The 14,073-nt window shown below is 43.0% G+C and carries 20 protein-coding genes; 4 read left to right on the forward strand and 16 right to left on the reverse strand.

The window, feature by feature from the left end; genetic code table 11:
- The 12 genes from ACNPNW_RS03935 to ACNPNW_RS03990 all read right to left on the reverse strand — a co-directional run.
- Positions 1 to 160, reverse strand: a 160-nt coding sequence (locus ACNPNW_RS03935; protein WP_448766559.1) for a transposase, incomplete at its 3' end; no start/stop codon positions are given.
- Positions 161 to 226: 66 nt separating this feature from the next.
- Entirely contained in the window at positions 227 to 568 is a 342-nt protein-coding gene (locus tag ACNPNW_RS03940) for an endonuclease NucS domain-containing protein (protein ID WP_448766553.1), read from the reverse strand.
- Between the two features lie 93 nt (positions 569 to 661).
- Positions 662 to 1,081 (reverse strand): F0F1 ATP synthase subunit epsilon, encoded by a 420-nt coding sequence (locus tag ACNPNW_RS03945; RefSeq protein WP_448766554.1) that lies wholly within the window; start codon positions 1,079 to 1,081, stop codon positions 662 to 664.
- Positions 1,082 to 1,108: 27 nt separating this feature from the next.
- Complete coding sequence (gene atpD, locus ACNPNW_RS03950) at positions 1,109 to 2,503, reverse strand: F0F1 ATP synthase subunit beta (protein ID WP_044112392.1); 1,395 nt, start codon at positions 2,501 to 2,503, stop codon at positions 1,109 to 1,111.
- A 26-nt stretch (positions 2,504 to 2,529) separates the two neighbouring features.
- Positions 2,530 to 3,399: a F0F1 ATP synthase subunit gamma gene (gene atpG, locus ACNPNW_RS03955; protein WP_005105137.1), complete on the reverse strand. Its 870-nt coding sequence runs from the start codon at positions 3,397 to 3,399 to the stop codon at positions 2,530 to 2,532.
- A gap of 89 nt (positions 3,400 to 3,488) precedes the next feature.
- The gene (atpA, locus tag ACNPNW_RS03960; protein WP_004644861.1) at positions 3,489 to 5,033 is read right to left on the reverse strand and encodes a F0F1 ATP synthase subunit alpha; all 1,545 of its coding nucleotides are present in this window, start codon (positions 5,031 to 5,033) and stop codon (positions 3,489 to 3,491) included.
- 43 nt (positions 5,034 to 5,076) lie between these two features.
- A complete protein-coding gene (locus ACNPNW_RS03965) occupies positions 5,077 to 5,613 on the reverse strand; it encodes a F0F1 ATP synthase subunit delta (RefSeq protein ID WP_448766555.1) in 537 nt (178 codons plus the stop codon).
- A 12-nt stretch (positions 5,614 to 5,625) separates the two neighbouring features.
- Entirely contained in the window at positions 5,626 to 6,096 is a 471-nt protein-coding gene (locus ACNPNW_RS03970; RefSeq protein WP_121980227.1) for a F0F1 ATP synthase subunit B, read from the reverse strand.
- A gap of 39 nt (positions 6,097 to 6,135) precedes the next feature.
- A complete protein-coding gene (gene atpE, locus ACNPNW_RS03975; RefSeq protein ID WP_000424060.1) occupies positions 6,136 to 6,381 on the reverse strand; it encodes a F0F1 ATP synthase subunit C in 246 nt (81 codons plus the stop codon).
- Positions 6,382 to 6,466: 85 nt separating this feature from the next.
- Positions 6,467 to 7,342: a F0F1 ATP synthase subunit A gene (gene atpB, locus ACNPNW_RS03980; protein WP_004644859.1), complete on the reverse strand. Its 876-nt coding sequence runs from the start codon at positions 7,340 to 7,342 to the stop codon at positions 6,467 to 6,469.
- Positions 7,343 to 7,452: 110 nt separating this feature from the next.
- Positions 7,453 to 7,845 (reverse strand): ATP synthase subunit I, encoded by a 393-nt coding sequence (locus tag ACNPNW_RS03985; protein ID WP_004280982.1) that lies wholly within the window; start codon positions 7,843 to 7,845, stop codon positions 7,453 to 7,455.
- A gap of 174 nt (positions 7,846 to 8,019) precedes the next feature.
- Entirely contained in the window at positions 8,020 to 8,856 is an 837-nt protein-coding gene (locus ACNPNW_RS03990; protein ID WP_448766556.1) for a metal ABC transporter solute-binding protein, Zn/Mn family, read from the reverse strand.
- A gap of 146 nt (positions 8,857 to 9,002) precedes the next feature.
- Between ACNPNW_RS03990 and ACNPNW_RS03995 the strand changes: the two genes are divergently transcribed.
- Genes ACNPNW_RS03995 through znuB form a run of 3 tightly spaced genes read left to right on the forward strand, consistent with a single transcriptional unit; the run spans position 9,003 to position 11,068 of the window.
- Positions 9,003 to 9,500, forward strand: coding sequence for a transcriptional repressor (locus ACNPNW_RS03995; protein ID WP_448766557.1), 498 nt, complete (start codon positions 9,003 to 9,005; stop codon positions 9,498 to 9,500).
- Positions 9,482 to 10,264, forward strand: coding sequence for a zinc ABC transporter ATP-binding protein ZnuC (znuC, locus tag ACNPNW_RS04000; protein ID WP_005105130.1), 783 nt, complete (start codon positions 9,482 to 9,484; stop codon positions 10,262 to 10,264). The genes ACNPNW_RS03995 and znuC overlap by 19 nt, the downstream gene beginning before the upstream one ends.
- 3 nt (positions 10,265 to 10,267) lie before the next feature.
- Positions 10,268 to 11,068 carry a zinc ABC transporter permease subunit ZnuB gene (gene znuB / locus ACNPNW_RS04005; protein WP_005105129.1) on the forward strand — a complete coding sequence of 267 codons (801 nt, stop codon included), beginning with the start codon at positions 10,268 to 10,270 and terminating at the stop codon, positions 11,066 to 11,068.
- Positions 11,069 to 11,142: 74 nt separating this feature from the next.
- Here znuB and ACNPNW_RS04010 read toward each other — a convergent pair whose 3' ends face one another.
- Positions 11,143 to 11,763: a LysE family transporter gene (locus ACNPNW_RS04010; protein WP_004280977.1), complete on the reverse strand. Its 621-nt coding sequence runs from the start codon at positions 11,761 to 11,763 to the stop codon at positions 11,143 to 11,145.
- Between the two features lie 160 nt (positions 11,764 to 11,923).
- On the opposite strand from ACNPNW_RS04010, the gene ACNPNW_RS04015 reads away from it, so the two are divergent.
- The gene (locus ACNPNW_RS04015; protein ID WP_253148274.1) at positions 11,924 to 12,844 is read left to right on the forward strand and encodes a Dyp-type peroxidase; all 921 of its coding nucleotides are present in this window, start codon (positions 11,924 to 11,926) and stop codon (positions 12,842 to 12,844) included.
- A gap of 42 nt (positions 12,845 to 12,886) precedes the next feature.
- On the opposite strand, the gene ACNPNW_RS04020 is transcribed toward ACNPNW_RS04015, so the two are convergent.
- From ACNPNW_RS04020 to ACNPNW_RS04030, 3 genes are read right to left on the reverse strand one after another with little or no spacing between them, the layout of a single operon-like run.
- Complete coding sequence (locus ACNPNW_RS04020) at positions 12,887 to 13,285, reverse strand: lysozyme inhibitor LprI family protein (protein WP_222110670.1); 399 nt, start codon at positions 13,283 to 13,285, stop codon at positions 12,887 to 12,889.
- Entirely contained in the window at positions 13,269 to 13,583 is a 315-nt protein-coding gene (locus tag ACNPNW_RS04025) for a hypothetical protein (RefSeq protein ID WP_448766558.1), read from the reverse strand. Before ACNPNW_RS04025 ends, ACNPNW_RS04020 begins: the two co-directional genes overlap by 17 nt.
- A gap of 58 nt (positions 13,584 to 13,641) precedes the next feature.
- Positions 13,642 to 14,049, reverse strand: a complete 408-nt coding sequence (locus tag ACNPNW_RS04030) for a transposase (protein ID WP_448766560.1) — start codon at positions 14,047 to 14,049, stop codon at positions 13,642 to 13,644.
- Positions 14,050 to 14,073: the final 24 nt, after the last annotated feature.

The raw sequence follows: 14,073 nt of genomic DNA on the forward strand, positions 1-14,073 counted from the left end.
CAAATTCTTTAGGCAAATCACGCCATGGGCAGCCTGTTCTTATTCTATAAAGTATTGCTTCGACAAAATTTCTCAAATTAGATTTGAAATAGATATCAAAATTTCGGAAAATAGAAAGTAACTTAGACCAGTGTTGATCATTCAGCATTGTACGAGGCATAGCGAGAAGTAAATTTAGTTTGGCGATTAAATTTTACTTTCTCGCTATTTTTTTGAACAGAAAATGTCAACAGACCCTAATATATTTTAAATAAATCTCAGATAATCTTGTTGCATCCAAATCCATTACCCATGAGGCATAATCTAAGATTTGTGCAACTACCTCTCTTGAAGTCTTATCCTTTTTTAATTCAATAATAATGACCTTTCCCTCTGCATCAACAGCCAATAAGTCTATGTATTTATTAAAATCTGTATAGACTTGCTGTCCAATTAACATCCAATTTTCATTTAAAATAGATATATCTTTACGTATCTGATCTTCTAAGAGTTTTTCGCTATCAATAATTGAATTGCAAAGCAATTGAGGAGTATCCCCAACTTTCCAAATACCATGTTCAACTGCCATACCCTTTTCCTATAGAAATTTTTTAAATTTAAGAATCTTCTTATCATAAAAAAACCACCCTTTCGGGTGGTTTTTTCAATCTCAAACCGTCTCTTACTGAGCGCGGTTTTTGATTTTGCGGATCGTTTCCAACTGAGCAGCAGTTTCTGCAAGAGCAGCCAAAGCAGCAGCAGAGTCCAAATCGCTCTTTTGATTCGCAAGCAATGCTTCAGCGTGTTTACGCGCTTCAAGAATTGCAGCTTCATCTAAGTTGTCAGCACGGATTGCAGTATCTGCAAGAACCGTAACAACGTGCGGTTGAACTTCTAGAACACCACCAGATACATAGATCAACTCTTCTGTACCGTTATCCAAAATAACGCGGATCGCGCCAGGTTGGAGCAAAGTTACCAGCGGAGCATGGCCAGGCATAATACCCAACTCACCACCAGCACCTTTTGCAATTAGCATCGTTACAGTGCCTGAGTACAAAGACTCCTGAACACTTACAACATCACATTGCATAGTCGCCATGAGAATCTCCTAAATTAGAGTAGCTAATTAAAGTTTCTCGGCTTTAGCAATAACTTCGTCAATACCACCAACCATGTAGAACGCTTGTTCTGGGATGTGATCGTATTCACCAGCTAGAAGACCTTTAAAGCCACGAATCGTTTCTTTAAGAGATACTAATTTACCAGGAGCACCAGTAAATACTTCAGCTACGTGGAACGGTTGAGAGAAGAAACGCTGGATTTTACGCGCACGGTAAACAACCAGTTTATCTTCTTCAGCAAGCTCGTCCATACCAAGAATCGCGATGATGTCTTTAAGCTCTTTATAACGTTGCAATACGTTCTGTACAGAACGTGCAATTTCATAATGCTCTTGACCAACAACTAACGGATCTAACTGGCGTGAAGTTGAGTCTAGTGGATCGATCGCTGGGTAAATACCAGAAGATGCGATGTCACGGCTCAATACAACAGTTGCGTCCAAGTGAGCAAACGTTGTAGCAGGCGATGGATCTGTCAAGTCATCGGCAGGTACGTATACCGCTTGGATTGACGTAATAGAACCAGACTTAGTCGATGTAATACGTTCTTGAAGAACACCCATCTCTTCTGCAAGTGTAGGCTGGTAACCTACAGCAGATGGCATACGACCTAGAAGTGCTGATACTTCAGTACCCGCTAGTGTATAACGATAGATGTTATCTACGAACAATAGTACGTCACGGCCTTTACCGTTTTCGTCTTTCTCGTCACGGAAATATTCAGCCATAGTCAAACCAGTCAACGCTACGCGTAAACGGTTACCTGGTGGCTCGTTCATCTGACCGTAGACCATTGCTACTTTGTCTAGAACGTTAGAATCTTTCATTTCGTGATAGAAGTCATTACCTTCACGAGTACGCTCACCAACACCAGCAAACACAGATAAACCTGAGTGAGCTTTCGCGATGTTGTTGATCAATTCCATCATGTTTACAGTTTTACCAACACCGGCACCACCGAACAGACCAACTTTACCACCTTTCGCAAACGGGCATAGCAAGTCGATGACTTTAATACCAGTTTCTAGAAGGTCAGTAGAAGCTGCTTGTTCTGCATAAGAAGGTGCAGAGCGGTGAATTGGTAAACGCGCTTCAGTCGCAACAGGACCAGCTTCGTCGATTGGGCGACCAAGAACGTCCATGATACGGCCTAGAGTCGCTGTACCTACTGGTACAGAAATCGGCGCGTTAGTGTTAGTTACGTTCAAACCACGCTTAAGGCCTTCAGTAGAACCCATTGCAATAGTACGAACTACGCCATCACCAAGCTGTTGCTGAACTTCTAAAGTAGTTTCAGTACCATCTACTTGGAGAGCGTCATAGATCTTAGGAACGCTGTTGCGTTCAAACTCGACGTCGATAACCGCGCCGATGATCTGAATGATACGACCGCTATTCATTGCTGTCTCCTCAATTCAAAATAATGTTAAACGGCAGCGGCACCACCAACGATCTCAGAAATTTCCTGAGTAATCGCGGCTTGACGCAGCTTGTTATAAATAAGTTGCAGGCTCTTAATGATCTCGCCTGCGTTGTCTGTCGCTGCTTTCATAGCGACCATACGTGCAGACTGCTCACATGCGATGTTTTCAATCACACCTTGATACACCACAGACTCGATATAGCGAACCAACAAGCCATTTAAAAGCTCTTCAGCTTCAGGCTCGTAGATGTAATCCCAACCGTATTGACGGTTCAGATTCTTGTCTTCTTCAGCAGCAGCCAAAGGAACAAGTTGTTCGATTTTTTGATTTTGAGTCATGGCATTGACAAAGCCGTTTGACACTAGATAAATACGATCTAACTCGCCTTTATCATAAGCATCCAACATCACCTGTACAGAACCAGATAACTGCTCAAGACTTGGAGTATCACCGACTTGCGTCGTCGCCCCAAGCACTTTACCGCCGTAGTTTTTAAAAAACGAAACCGCTTTTTGACCAATTAAAGCAAATTGAACTTCAATTGACTGCTCTTGTTGCTGTTGAACGTGTTTAACCACTTTCTTGAACAAGTTAATGTTCAAACCACCAGCAAGGCCACGATCTGAAGACACAATGATATAGCCAACGCGCTTAACCGGGCGTTCAACCATATAACGGTGTTTGTATTCAGGGTTCGCTTGGACCAAATGAGCAATTACACGGTGCATATTTTCGGCATACGGACGGCCTTGAGCCATGCGCTCTTGCGCACGACGCATCTTAGAAGCTGCTACCATTTGCATCGCTCGAGTAATCTTCTGCGTGCTCTTGATACTAGCTACTTTGGCGCGAATTTCTTTTAAATTTGCCATACGCTTAACCTAGTATTCGAAAGCCCTTGCGAGCTTCCGAAGGTTGATTCCGTGAACCAAACCGACACTAAATTCAACAGAGGTTGAAATTAGTAAGTTTGAGTCGCTTTAAAGCTTTCAATACCTGCTTTGATTGCAGCTTCGATGTCTTTGTTGTAATCACCAGAGGCATCGATTTGTTGCATTAACGCAGCATGTTCTGAACGGAAGTAAGAAATTAACGCAGCATCAAAGTCTACGATTTTCTTAACGTCTACGTCAGCCATGTAGCCTTCGTTAGATGCATAAATTGAAACAGCTTGGTCAGCAATTGAGTATGGAGCATATTGTTTTTGCTTCATTAACTCAGTTACACGTTGACCATGTTCAAGTTGCTTACGAGTTGCTTCGTCAAGATCAGAAGCGAACTGAGCAAATGCTGCCAATTCACGGTATTGCGCCAAAGCAGTACGGATACCACCAGACAATTTCTTGATGATCTTAGTTTGCGCTGAACCACCAACACGAGATACAGAGATACCCGCGTTCACAGCAGGACGAATACCTGCGTTGAATAATGATGTTTCAAGGAAGATCTGACCATCAGTAATCGAAATTACGTTGGTTGGTACGAATGCAGATACGTCACCCGCTTGAGTTTCAATAATCGGCAATGCAGTTAATGAACCAGTTTGGCCTTTAACTTCACCGTTAGTGAATTTCTCAACGTAGTCAGCAGATACACGAGAAGCACGTTCAAGTAGACGCGAGTGTAGATAGAACACGTCACCTGGATACGCTTCACGACCTGGTGGACGGCGTAAAAGCAATGAAATTTGACGGTAAGCAACAGCTTGCTTAGACAAGTCATCATAAATGATTAACGCATCTTCACCGCGGTCACGGAAGTATTCGCCCATTGTACAGCCAGAATACGGAGCTAGATACAGCATTGCTGCTGGATCAGCTGCAGCTGCAGCTACAACAGTTGTATACGCCATAGCGCCAGTTTCTTCTAGCTTGCGTACCACGTTAGCGATAGTCGATTGTTTTTGACCGATTGCTACGTATACACATTTAATGCCAGAGTTTTTCTGAGCGATGATCGCGTCGATCGCCATTGCTGTTTTACCAGTTTGACGGTCACCAATGATCAACTCACGTTGACCACGGCCTACAGGGATCATTGTATCTACTGATTTATAACCAGTTTGTACAGGTTGATCCACTGATTGACGCCAAATTACGCCTGGTGCTACTTTTTCAACAGCATCAGTTAATTTTGCATCAATAGGGCCTTTACCATCAATCGGGTTACCCAAAGCATCTACTACACGGCCTAAAAGTTCTGGACCAACCGGAACTTCTAATACACGACCTGTGCAACGCGCTTTTTGACCTTCTTGAAGGCTTAAGTAGTTACCTAAAACAACGACGCCCACTGAATCCTGTTCTAGGTTCAGTGCCATACCGTAAAGGCCGCCGTCGAATTCGATCATTTCACCGTACATAGCGTCAGCTAAGCCGTGAATACGCACAATACCGTCGGAAACCATAACAATGGTTCCTTCGTTCTTAGCGGTTGCGCTGGTGTCCAGATCGCCGATACGCTGTTTAATGAGCGCACTGATCTCGGATGGATTCAGTTGTTGCATTGCGCTATACCTCAATCTTTTTAAAGTTCAGTCTTCTTATTTATTAAGCAAGAAGACGAGTACGCATTTTTTCAAGCTTATTAAGCGCAGAATCATCTATCACTTGGTCGCCTGCACGAATAACTACACCAGCAATAAGCTCTGGCTTCACTTCTACAGAAACATTTACCGCAGCTTCGAATTTCTTCTCTAATGCATGCGTCAATAATTGTTCCTGAACAGAAGTTAACGGGAATGCTGATTCAATCACAACATCCACAGTATTGTTATTCTGTGATTTGAGCTGTTCATATTCTGCAGCAATTTCAGGAAGAAGCGTCAAACGGTTGTTTTCAGCAAGCAATGTCAAGAAATTAGACACGGCTGCAGTTTGGTCTTCACCTAAAACTTTAGCAAAAAGAGACACCTGCTCAGCAGGTGTAAGCTCCGGGCGATTTAGATAAGCTGAAAATGCTTCGTCTTGCACCGCAGCACTGAGCAATTCAAGTGCAGTTGACCAAGAGTCAGTTGCACCCTGCTCAGAAGCGTAAGCAAATGCTGCTTTTGCGTAAGGGCGTGCCAACGTCAAGAGTTCAGCCATAATCCGCCTCTCTTAAAGTTTAGCAGCCAGCTGAGTCAGCATGGCATTGTGAGCTTCTGCATCAACTTGCTGGCTAAGAATTTTCTCAGCACCAGTCACTGCAAGAGCAGCCACTTGTTGACGTAATTCTTCGCGAGCAGAATTGATTTCAGTATCAACAGCTTCTTTAGCCTGTTGACGAATACGCTCACCTTCAGCAGCTGCCTGAGTACGCGCTTCTTCGATCAATTGTGCACCACGACGGTTCGCTTGTTCGATCAATTGAGCCGCTTGTGCTTTTGCCGCGTCTAACTCAGCTTTCACTTGTGCTTGCGCATCTGCAAGGTCAGCCTTCGCTTTTTCAGCAGCATTTAAGCCATCAGCGATTTTACGCTGACGTTCACTAATCGCATTGATTAGTGGTGGCCATACAAACTTCATGCAGAATGCGACAAAAATCGCAAACGCAATCGCTTGGCCAAACAATGTGAGGTTGATATTCATTGCAAATTCCTCAAATAGTGAATTTCGGAATTAAGCTGATTAACCTACAAATGGATTAGCGAAGATGAAGAACAAGCCAATACCAACACCGATCATAGGCACAGCATCAAGAAGACCCGCGATTAAGAACATACGAGTTTGAAGTTGTGGAGCCAATTCTGGTTGACGAGCTACAGCTTCAAGGAAACGGCCGCCTAGAAGACCAAAACCAATCGCAGTACCTAAAGCACCGAAAGCGATCAAGATAGCAGATGCAATTGCAACTAGACCTAAAGTGAGTTCCATGATAATTCCTCAGAGGTTAGGTTTTATACCAAATTAAGTTAAAAAATTGTGTGCCCAACCATCCGTTGACAGTTAGGCAATACCATTAATGCTTTTCGCTTGCCATACTCATGTACACGATAGTCAACATCATGAAAATGAATGCTTGTAGCGTAATAATCAAAATGTGGAAAATCGCCCAAGGCACAGACAACGCCCACTGGATCCAGAACGGTAATAACGCGATAAGAATGAAGATTAACTCACCCGCATACATGTTACCGAACAGTCGTAGAGCCAATGAAACTGGTCGCGCCAAGAAAGTAGTCAATTCCAACAATAAGTTGAATGGAATTAAAAGCACTTTAGCAACTGGATTACTTGGGTTAAATGGGTTCAGTGCTAACTCACCAACGAAGCCGCCAACACCTTTCTCACGAATACTATAGAAAATAATTAAGAAGAATACAGAAATAGACATACCGAGGGTAATGTTTGGATCTGTAGTCGGAACAATTTTAAAGTAAACCTGATGAGGGTCTACACCCAGCATAGAAGCAATCGCGTGTTGAGCTACATAAGGAATAAAGTCAACAGGGATCAAATCCATCAAGTTCATGAGGAAAATCCACACGAAAATGGTTAATGCTAAGGGTGCAATTAATCGAGACTTCCCGTGGAAGGTATCACGTACACTTGAATCTACAAACTCGATAATCATTTCAATTGCAGACTGGAACTTGGTAGGAACACCAGCATTAGCCGCTTTCGCAACCAACCAGAACAACAAACAGAAAATCAGACCCAGTCCGATAGACCAACCCATTGAATCCAAGTGAATAGCAGTGAACCCCATCTGTTGAGCTTCAGCACCGCTCTCGGCCAATTTCCACGTACCGTCCGGCATTTTGCCATAGGTCATGTTGGTCAAGTGATGCTTGATATACTCGGTCGAAGTAAGGGCATGTTCTTCAGCAGCCATAAATCACACCTGGTCAATGTCAAAAAACTAATAGAACAAACGAATATCGCGTGCTGCTTGATATCTCGCCTGCTCCTGAAAAACTTTTCAATTTCTTGTTGTGCTTATACTCATTTTTGTAGACGTGACGCCCAAAACGGAGCGACCCACGACATGGCTTGAACAAGTATAAAACCACAAAACAACGCCACCGCTGACAACGGTTTAACATTGCTTAAAATTAAAATGAAACCAACAATCACAATGGCAAACTTTCCCATCAAGCCTTTATACATGTTCGAAAGAACTTGTTTAGACGCGCGGGCTCCTGCTGCTCGAAACGATTGCCACGAAAAATAACAAGTCGCGAGCCAACATACCAGTGCACCTAATGCTGCACTCAAGGCTGCGGTTGAGTCTTTCACGACCCAGCCGATCAAGGCTGAAACAGGGATCATACAGGCTTGCAGGAGGACCAAAGCTTTCGCTAATCGTCGGTCAATCAAGCGACTAGTTCGGCTCATTATTTATTCACTCACAGCAATCATGCTTGACAAGTTTAACAGGTGATTATTTTTAATCGCAGGCATTATAGAGTTACACCCCTGAACATGCAATCTTTTCCCGACCTTAGTCGTGTTTTTTTAAATCGGGTCACTGCTGTTAAACTAATCAAAATCTGTCTATTTTTTAAATCATTAGCGTGCATTTAGTACACATTTCTGGGTTTCTGTGGCCAATTGCTGCCAAGCCTGCACAAAGTCCCCTGCCCCGCTCATGCTTTCATCGACATGCTGGAACAGTACCGGATTGAGTTTGCGGTACTGGTTTTCACTGGCATGACCTTCGGCCAGCAGGCACATTTTGCGTTGTGGACGATGATCCTGTAAAAACTTGATTTGCGCCACGGTTGGTGAAACATGTGGATCATCGGTCAATGCCCCCATGAATTTTAAATTGAGTGGGCGCTCAAGATACTGGTAGGCATCGTGATAAGACCAATAAGGTTTGGCTTTGTTACTTGAACTATAACGCTGAGCCGTAGCAAACATGTTTTGTGCAAAGTCACGGGCATTTTTCCAGTAGCGTTCACGATGCTCCGGCAATTGCTGCGAACGTAGCGCCGCAATAAAGAAACCAATCCGCACTGCATTATTCGGATCGAGCCAGACATGCGTGTCTACCGTATTTTCTAAGGCCTCGCCACGCGGATTACGCATCGGCAAGGTGGTCAATATCCCCGAGTCTAACAGTGCAATGCCTTTATTACTTTCATTCAGCACTTTGGCCAAGGGTGCTTCATGCGCCTGACCCAGCCAGATCACCAGACCTGCATTCTGAATAGTTTTTCGATGCGCCGGAGTCAGACTCACATCATGTCCACTTTGGTTGGCCAGCAATAAAGTCGGCTGTTCCACACCTTGGGTAATTTTCTTGGCAATCAGATAGATCGGCTGCGTAGACACCACCAGACTTTGTGACCAACTGAGTGTACTGAACAATGCGAGCAGACTGATTGCAAGGAGACGGAACATGAGTAGAAATCACTTAAAAACGATAAAATCAGGAAGTGTTATAATATAACAAAAATACAAAAATACCTATGCCCAATCGAAACTCAGAACGCTTCATGTTAAGATTTGAAATCTATTAATTTTCAGTTTCGCACTTGAGGTGAACTATGGGTTCCTGTTCGCACGAACACCACAACGCATTGCACGGCGTGCACGACCATCCCAATGTCGCACAACGTCTTGCTGAAGCGGAAAGTCTTTGTGCAGCAAGCGGCGCACGCCTTACACCTTTACGTAAAGAAGTGCTGGAACTCATTCTGAATGCGCATGGCCCGATGGGCGCCTATGATCTGCTGGCACAAATGAAAAATGCCAGCGATCGTCCTGCAGCACCACCAACGGTGTATCGCACTCTGGATTTTTTATTAAGCAAAGGGCTGATTCATCGCCTGACCTCGATCAATGCCTATATCCCCTGCTGCCATCCCCGCGAAGGGCATCAGGCCGCTTTTTTAATCTGTACCGAATGTAAAGCCGTGAAAGAAGCGTCGGCTCAGGGCCTGCTCGATCAGCTTGATGCACTGGTCAGCTCGGACGACTTCACGGCACATCACAGCATTATCGAAATTTCAGGAATTTGTCAGCAGTGCCGCAACAAAGCTTAAGTGCCTCTCCCCTGATTCAGCTCTCCAAGATCTGGGTTAAAATCGATGAGCGCGATATCTTAAAAGCGATTGATTTCTCGTTACAAGAGAAAGAAATTGTCACGCTGATTGGTCCCAATGGTGCTGGTAAATCGACCTTGATTAAAGTCATGCTGGGCATACTGAAACCACAATCGGGTGAAATCAAAACTGCGCGCAAGCTGAAATTTTCTTATGTGCCACAAAAATTCAATCCATCCCATAGCTTGCCGCTACGAGTGAAAGATTTATTGGCACTAGAAAAATGCCCGTCCCAGATTAAAACCGAAATTATTCGCGATACCGGCATTAGTAAACTGCAAGATTCTAAAGTTCAGCAGTTGTCTGGCGGTGAGCGTCAGCGGGTGCTACTGGCCCGCGCCTTATTACGCCAGCCGGACATTTTAGTTCTCGATGAACCGATGCAGGGTCTAGACATCCAGTCCGAAGCTGAACTGTATGAATATGTGCGTAACTTGCCGGAAAAATATGGCTGTGCCGTACTGATGGTTTCACATGACCTGCAATGGGTGATGCAAGGTACGACTCGTGTGGTCTGCTTAAACAAACATATTTGTTGTAGCGGCCTGCCAGAAAGCGTGCAGCAACATCCGGAATACCAGGCAATTTTTGGCACTAACCGGGTGTTCTATCAGCATCATCATGATCATTGCGCACATGGTGATTCTGCCACCCCCTGTCAGCATGACTCACGTCCTCATATTCACCCCGAGCCGGAAGCTTAAACCATGATGGATTGGTTACAACTCCTTTTACCTGCATGGATCATGGGTACGCTATTGGTATTTCTGACTGCCCCATTGGGCTGTCTCATGCTCTGGCGACGTATGTCATTTTTTGCTGACACTATGGCACACGGTACTTTACTCGGTGTTGCCATTGCTGGGGCTTTAAGTTTACCGCTGTGGATGGGTGTAACTTTTATTGCCTTATTATTGGTAGGGATTTTGTGGGTACTGCATGATCCGCGCCTACCCAATGATGCCTTGCTGGCGCTGTGTTCAGCAACACTGCTTTGCTCAGGTCTATTGTTCATTCAGCATTTACCGAGTTTAAGACCGGAACTTCTCAGCTATCTATTTGGTGATCTACTGACGATTTCCTGGGCGGACTTACCCACCTTTGCTATCGTGATTATTCTGGCCTTAGCCGTTCTCTATAAAAGCTGGCAAGCGCAGATTCAAATCGCAATTGATCCGGACATGGCGGTCAGTGAAGGTGTAAATGCCAAATGGCAACGCCTGATCTTTATGTTGTTATTGGCATTGTTTACCGTGCTTGCGCTGAAAGCAGTCGGTTCACTCTTGATGGGGGCATTACTGGTGATCCCTGCCCTGACCGCACGATTACTTGCACACTCACCCAAACAAATGGTGATCTGGGCATTCGTGATTGCGCAAATTGGGGTGACCGTGGGCCTATGGTCGAGTGCCGGTCTCAATACTTCGACTGGTTTAACCATTGTACTGACCATGGCGGTGCTATTTGCACTGATCTTCTGTGTGCAGAAGTTTAAAAAGCTGAATTAATCTTTCTGTTAAATCATGATGATTTTCTAATGATCTATTCCGCCTCTCTCCTTTAAGGAGAGAGCAAAGACTCTTTATTGATGCACCAAACTCAATAAAAATGCAGCGCCGGCAAATAACCCGGCAAAAGTCCGGTTCATGACTTTTTGTTGTTTCGGCGATCTAAGCAGCCTTAAAACTTTAGCAGCCAATCCGGTATAACCCGCCATCACAATCAGATCAATCGTCACCATTGTCGCAGCCATAATCAAATACTGAATCCATTGTGGCTTAGACAAATCCAGAAATTGCGGCAAGACGGCCAGTAAAAATACGATGGCTTTAGGATTAGTGATATTAACCAAGAAACCATGCAGTACCAGTTTCCCTCTCGATTTTCGCGCCAATTCATGTTTAATTTCGATAGATTGTACAGGTGCTTTCCATTGCAAAATAGCCAAATACAATAAATAGCCGACACCAAACCATTTCACCACTAAAAATGCCCATGGGGTTGTCGCAAACAAAACTCCCACGCCTGCCGCAACCACTGCAATCTGTACCAATAATGCCAGTTGCAGGCCCAGCGCATTCCAGTAACCATGCCGAAAACCATAATTCAGTCCACTCGACATGGAAGCAATCGCTCCTGCGCCCGGAGACACACTAATCACCCAGCAGGCCAGCATATAGGCAAACCACATTTGATAGGACATGGATATTTAACTCAGCAAAACTTGCCCAATATTATATGAATTTTCTAATAAAATCAGGCTAAAAACCTGCTTAAATATAAGGCATTGCACTATTCACTCTGTCTAGCTTCAGGCACAATATGTACATTAAAAACAGGATCTATCCTTACAGGAGCCATGAATGACAGCCCAATCGGTAATCTTGCCACTTCCTTCAGATCATGCCCGTTTTATTGTTTTACGTCTTAAAGATTTGAGTATTGAACAATTAAAAGAACAACTCGAACATCTTTTTACTTCGCGTGATCGTCTTATTACGCAACATCCTCAAGCACAAATTAAAACGGCAGTGGCTTTTGGTCCTGAACTGTGGGCAAAACTTTATGATCAAGCTCCTGCAGGCTTTAAACAGCTTGAGCCCATTCATGGTTCATTTGAAATGCCAGTGGTTCCGGCAGATATGATCATTCATATTGCCAGTGCCCGTGCTGATATCTGTTTTGCGCTCAGTCAGGCTTTTTTTGAAGGCATTCAGGTTCAGGTTCAGGTGCTGGATGAGCGGGTTTGCTTCCGCTATTTTGATGGTCGTGACATAACTGGCTTTATTGATGGAACTGAAAATCCGCAATTCCCGGATGATCGTGCTGAAGTCGCATTATTAGGTGAAGATTCAGGTATTTTCCAAGATGGTTCATTTATTTTTGCCCAACGTTACGCGCATAACCTGGAAAAATGGAAAAAGCTAAAAGTTGATACTCAGGAACAGGTTATGGGTCGTACCAAGCTTGAATCGATTGAATTGGATGATGAAGTCAAACCTGAAAATGCGCACGTGTCACGTACTGTAGTGGAAGATGAAGAAGGCGAAGAAATGGAAATCCTACGTCATTCTCTGCCTTATGGTGATGGACGTGGTGACCAGGGTCTATTCTTTATTGCCTACACCAAAGACCTTACGATTATCGATGCTATGTTAGAACGTATGTTTGGTACCTCTGGCGATGGAATTCATGACCGCCTGCTGCATTTCGTAACCCCACTGGATGGTGCATATTACTTTGTACCGAGTGAGGAGTTGCTGGAAGAGGTTTTGGAAGGGTAAAAGAAAAAAGCAGCTAAAAATAGCTGCTTTTCTATTTTTAAATTATTTATAATTTTTTATAAATCTAACTCTTTGATAATTTTCTTGAGCATAACAATCTATTAAATAAATCGGTGCTTCACGCCCTTCCTCTGCAGCTGCATATTCAGAGTTACATTTATTTTTTCTATTCTTTAACCACAATCTTTGACTCGCTAGTAATTTTTCTTTTTTGATTCCTTTTAATATTTTCATTCTTTTTCTATATTCTATATTTAATTTTTTATCTGACTCTAAATAACTTCTTGAAACACAATACATTAAATCCTCTTGCATAGGACTTCCTTCTTTACACTGTATTTTCAAAGCATCCTGATATAAAAAGTCTTCAGGAGACACTGCATAAGAGTTTAAAGAAATAAATAAAATATTCAGAATAAAAAGTTTACTTATAGCATTCACATTTTAATCCTTTTTCAAAAATTTTTGCTTCATCTTCCCGTCTAGCCTGTAATCCTCTATTAGCTTTTGTAGTCCATAGTCGTTTCATACTTCTTAAGAATAAAGGAACCTTTTTTCCATTCTTTTTAAGATCATCTTGAATTTCTTTCATTTCTTTACGACGATCTCCTTTCAAACCTATATATCTGTTATATACAAGCGATAAAATAGCTCCTTGGCAATGAGGATGATATTTTAAAATATCTGGATAAACTTTTAATGTATCCTCCGCATACCTTTTTTTTACTATCATCACCATCTGATAAGCTTTATCTTTATTTATAATAATATCAGAAAGGCTGTTTACTAAGTTGTCATTAAAAAGTAAACATGTATTCTTTTCCGAATTGGTTTGATACTTTCTCCACCCATTGCTCTATTTTGTCAGCTGTCATGACTTGAAAATCTCGCCAATAATATTTCATCTGCTTCCATACCATCTCGATTCGATTTAACTCAGGGCTATAAGCTGGAATAAAATACAGATTCGTCGAAAAGTTAGTTTTAAGTAGCTCTCTGTAATCAGCCATCTTTTTACTTCTATGAATCGAGGCATTATCAACAATAAGAACCAATGGAAGGTTATACATCTGTTTTACTTGTTGAGCTATTCCAGTTAAATAGGCATAAAACCAAGTGCTTTTCACTGACTCTTGTAAACAGCTTGTCACCAGTTTCCCCGTTGAAAGCAAACACCCCATGACATTAACTCGTTTTAATCTTATTGCATCAACCGCATGAACATCACC

It is taken from the genome of Acinetobacter endophylla (genome assembly GCF_053543775.1).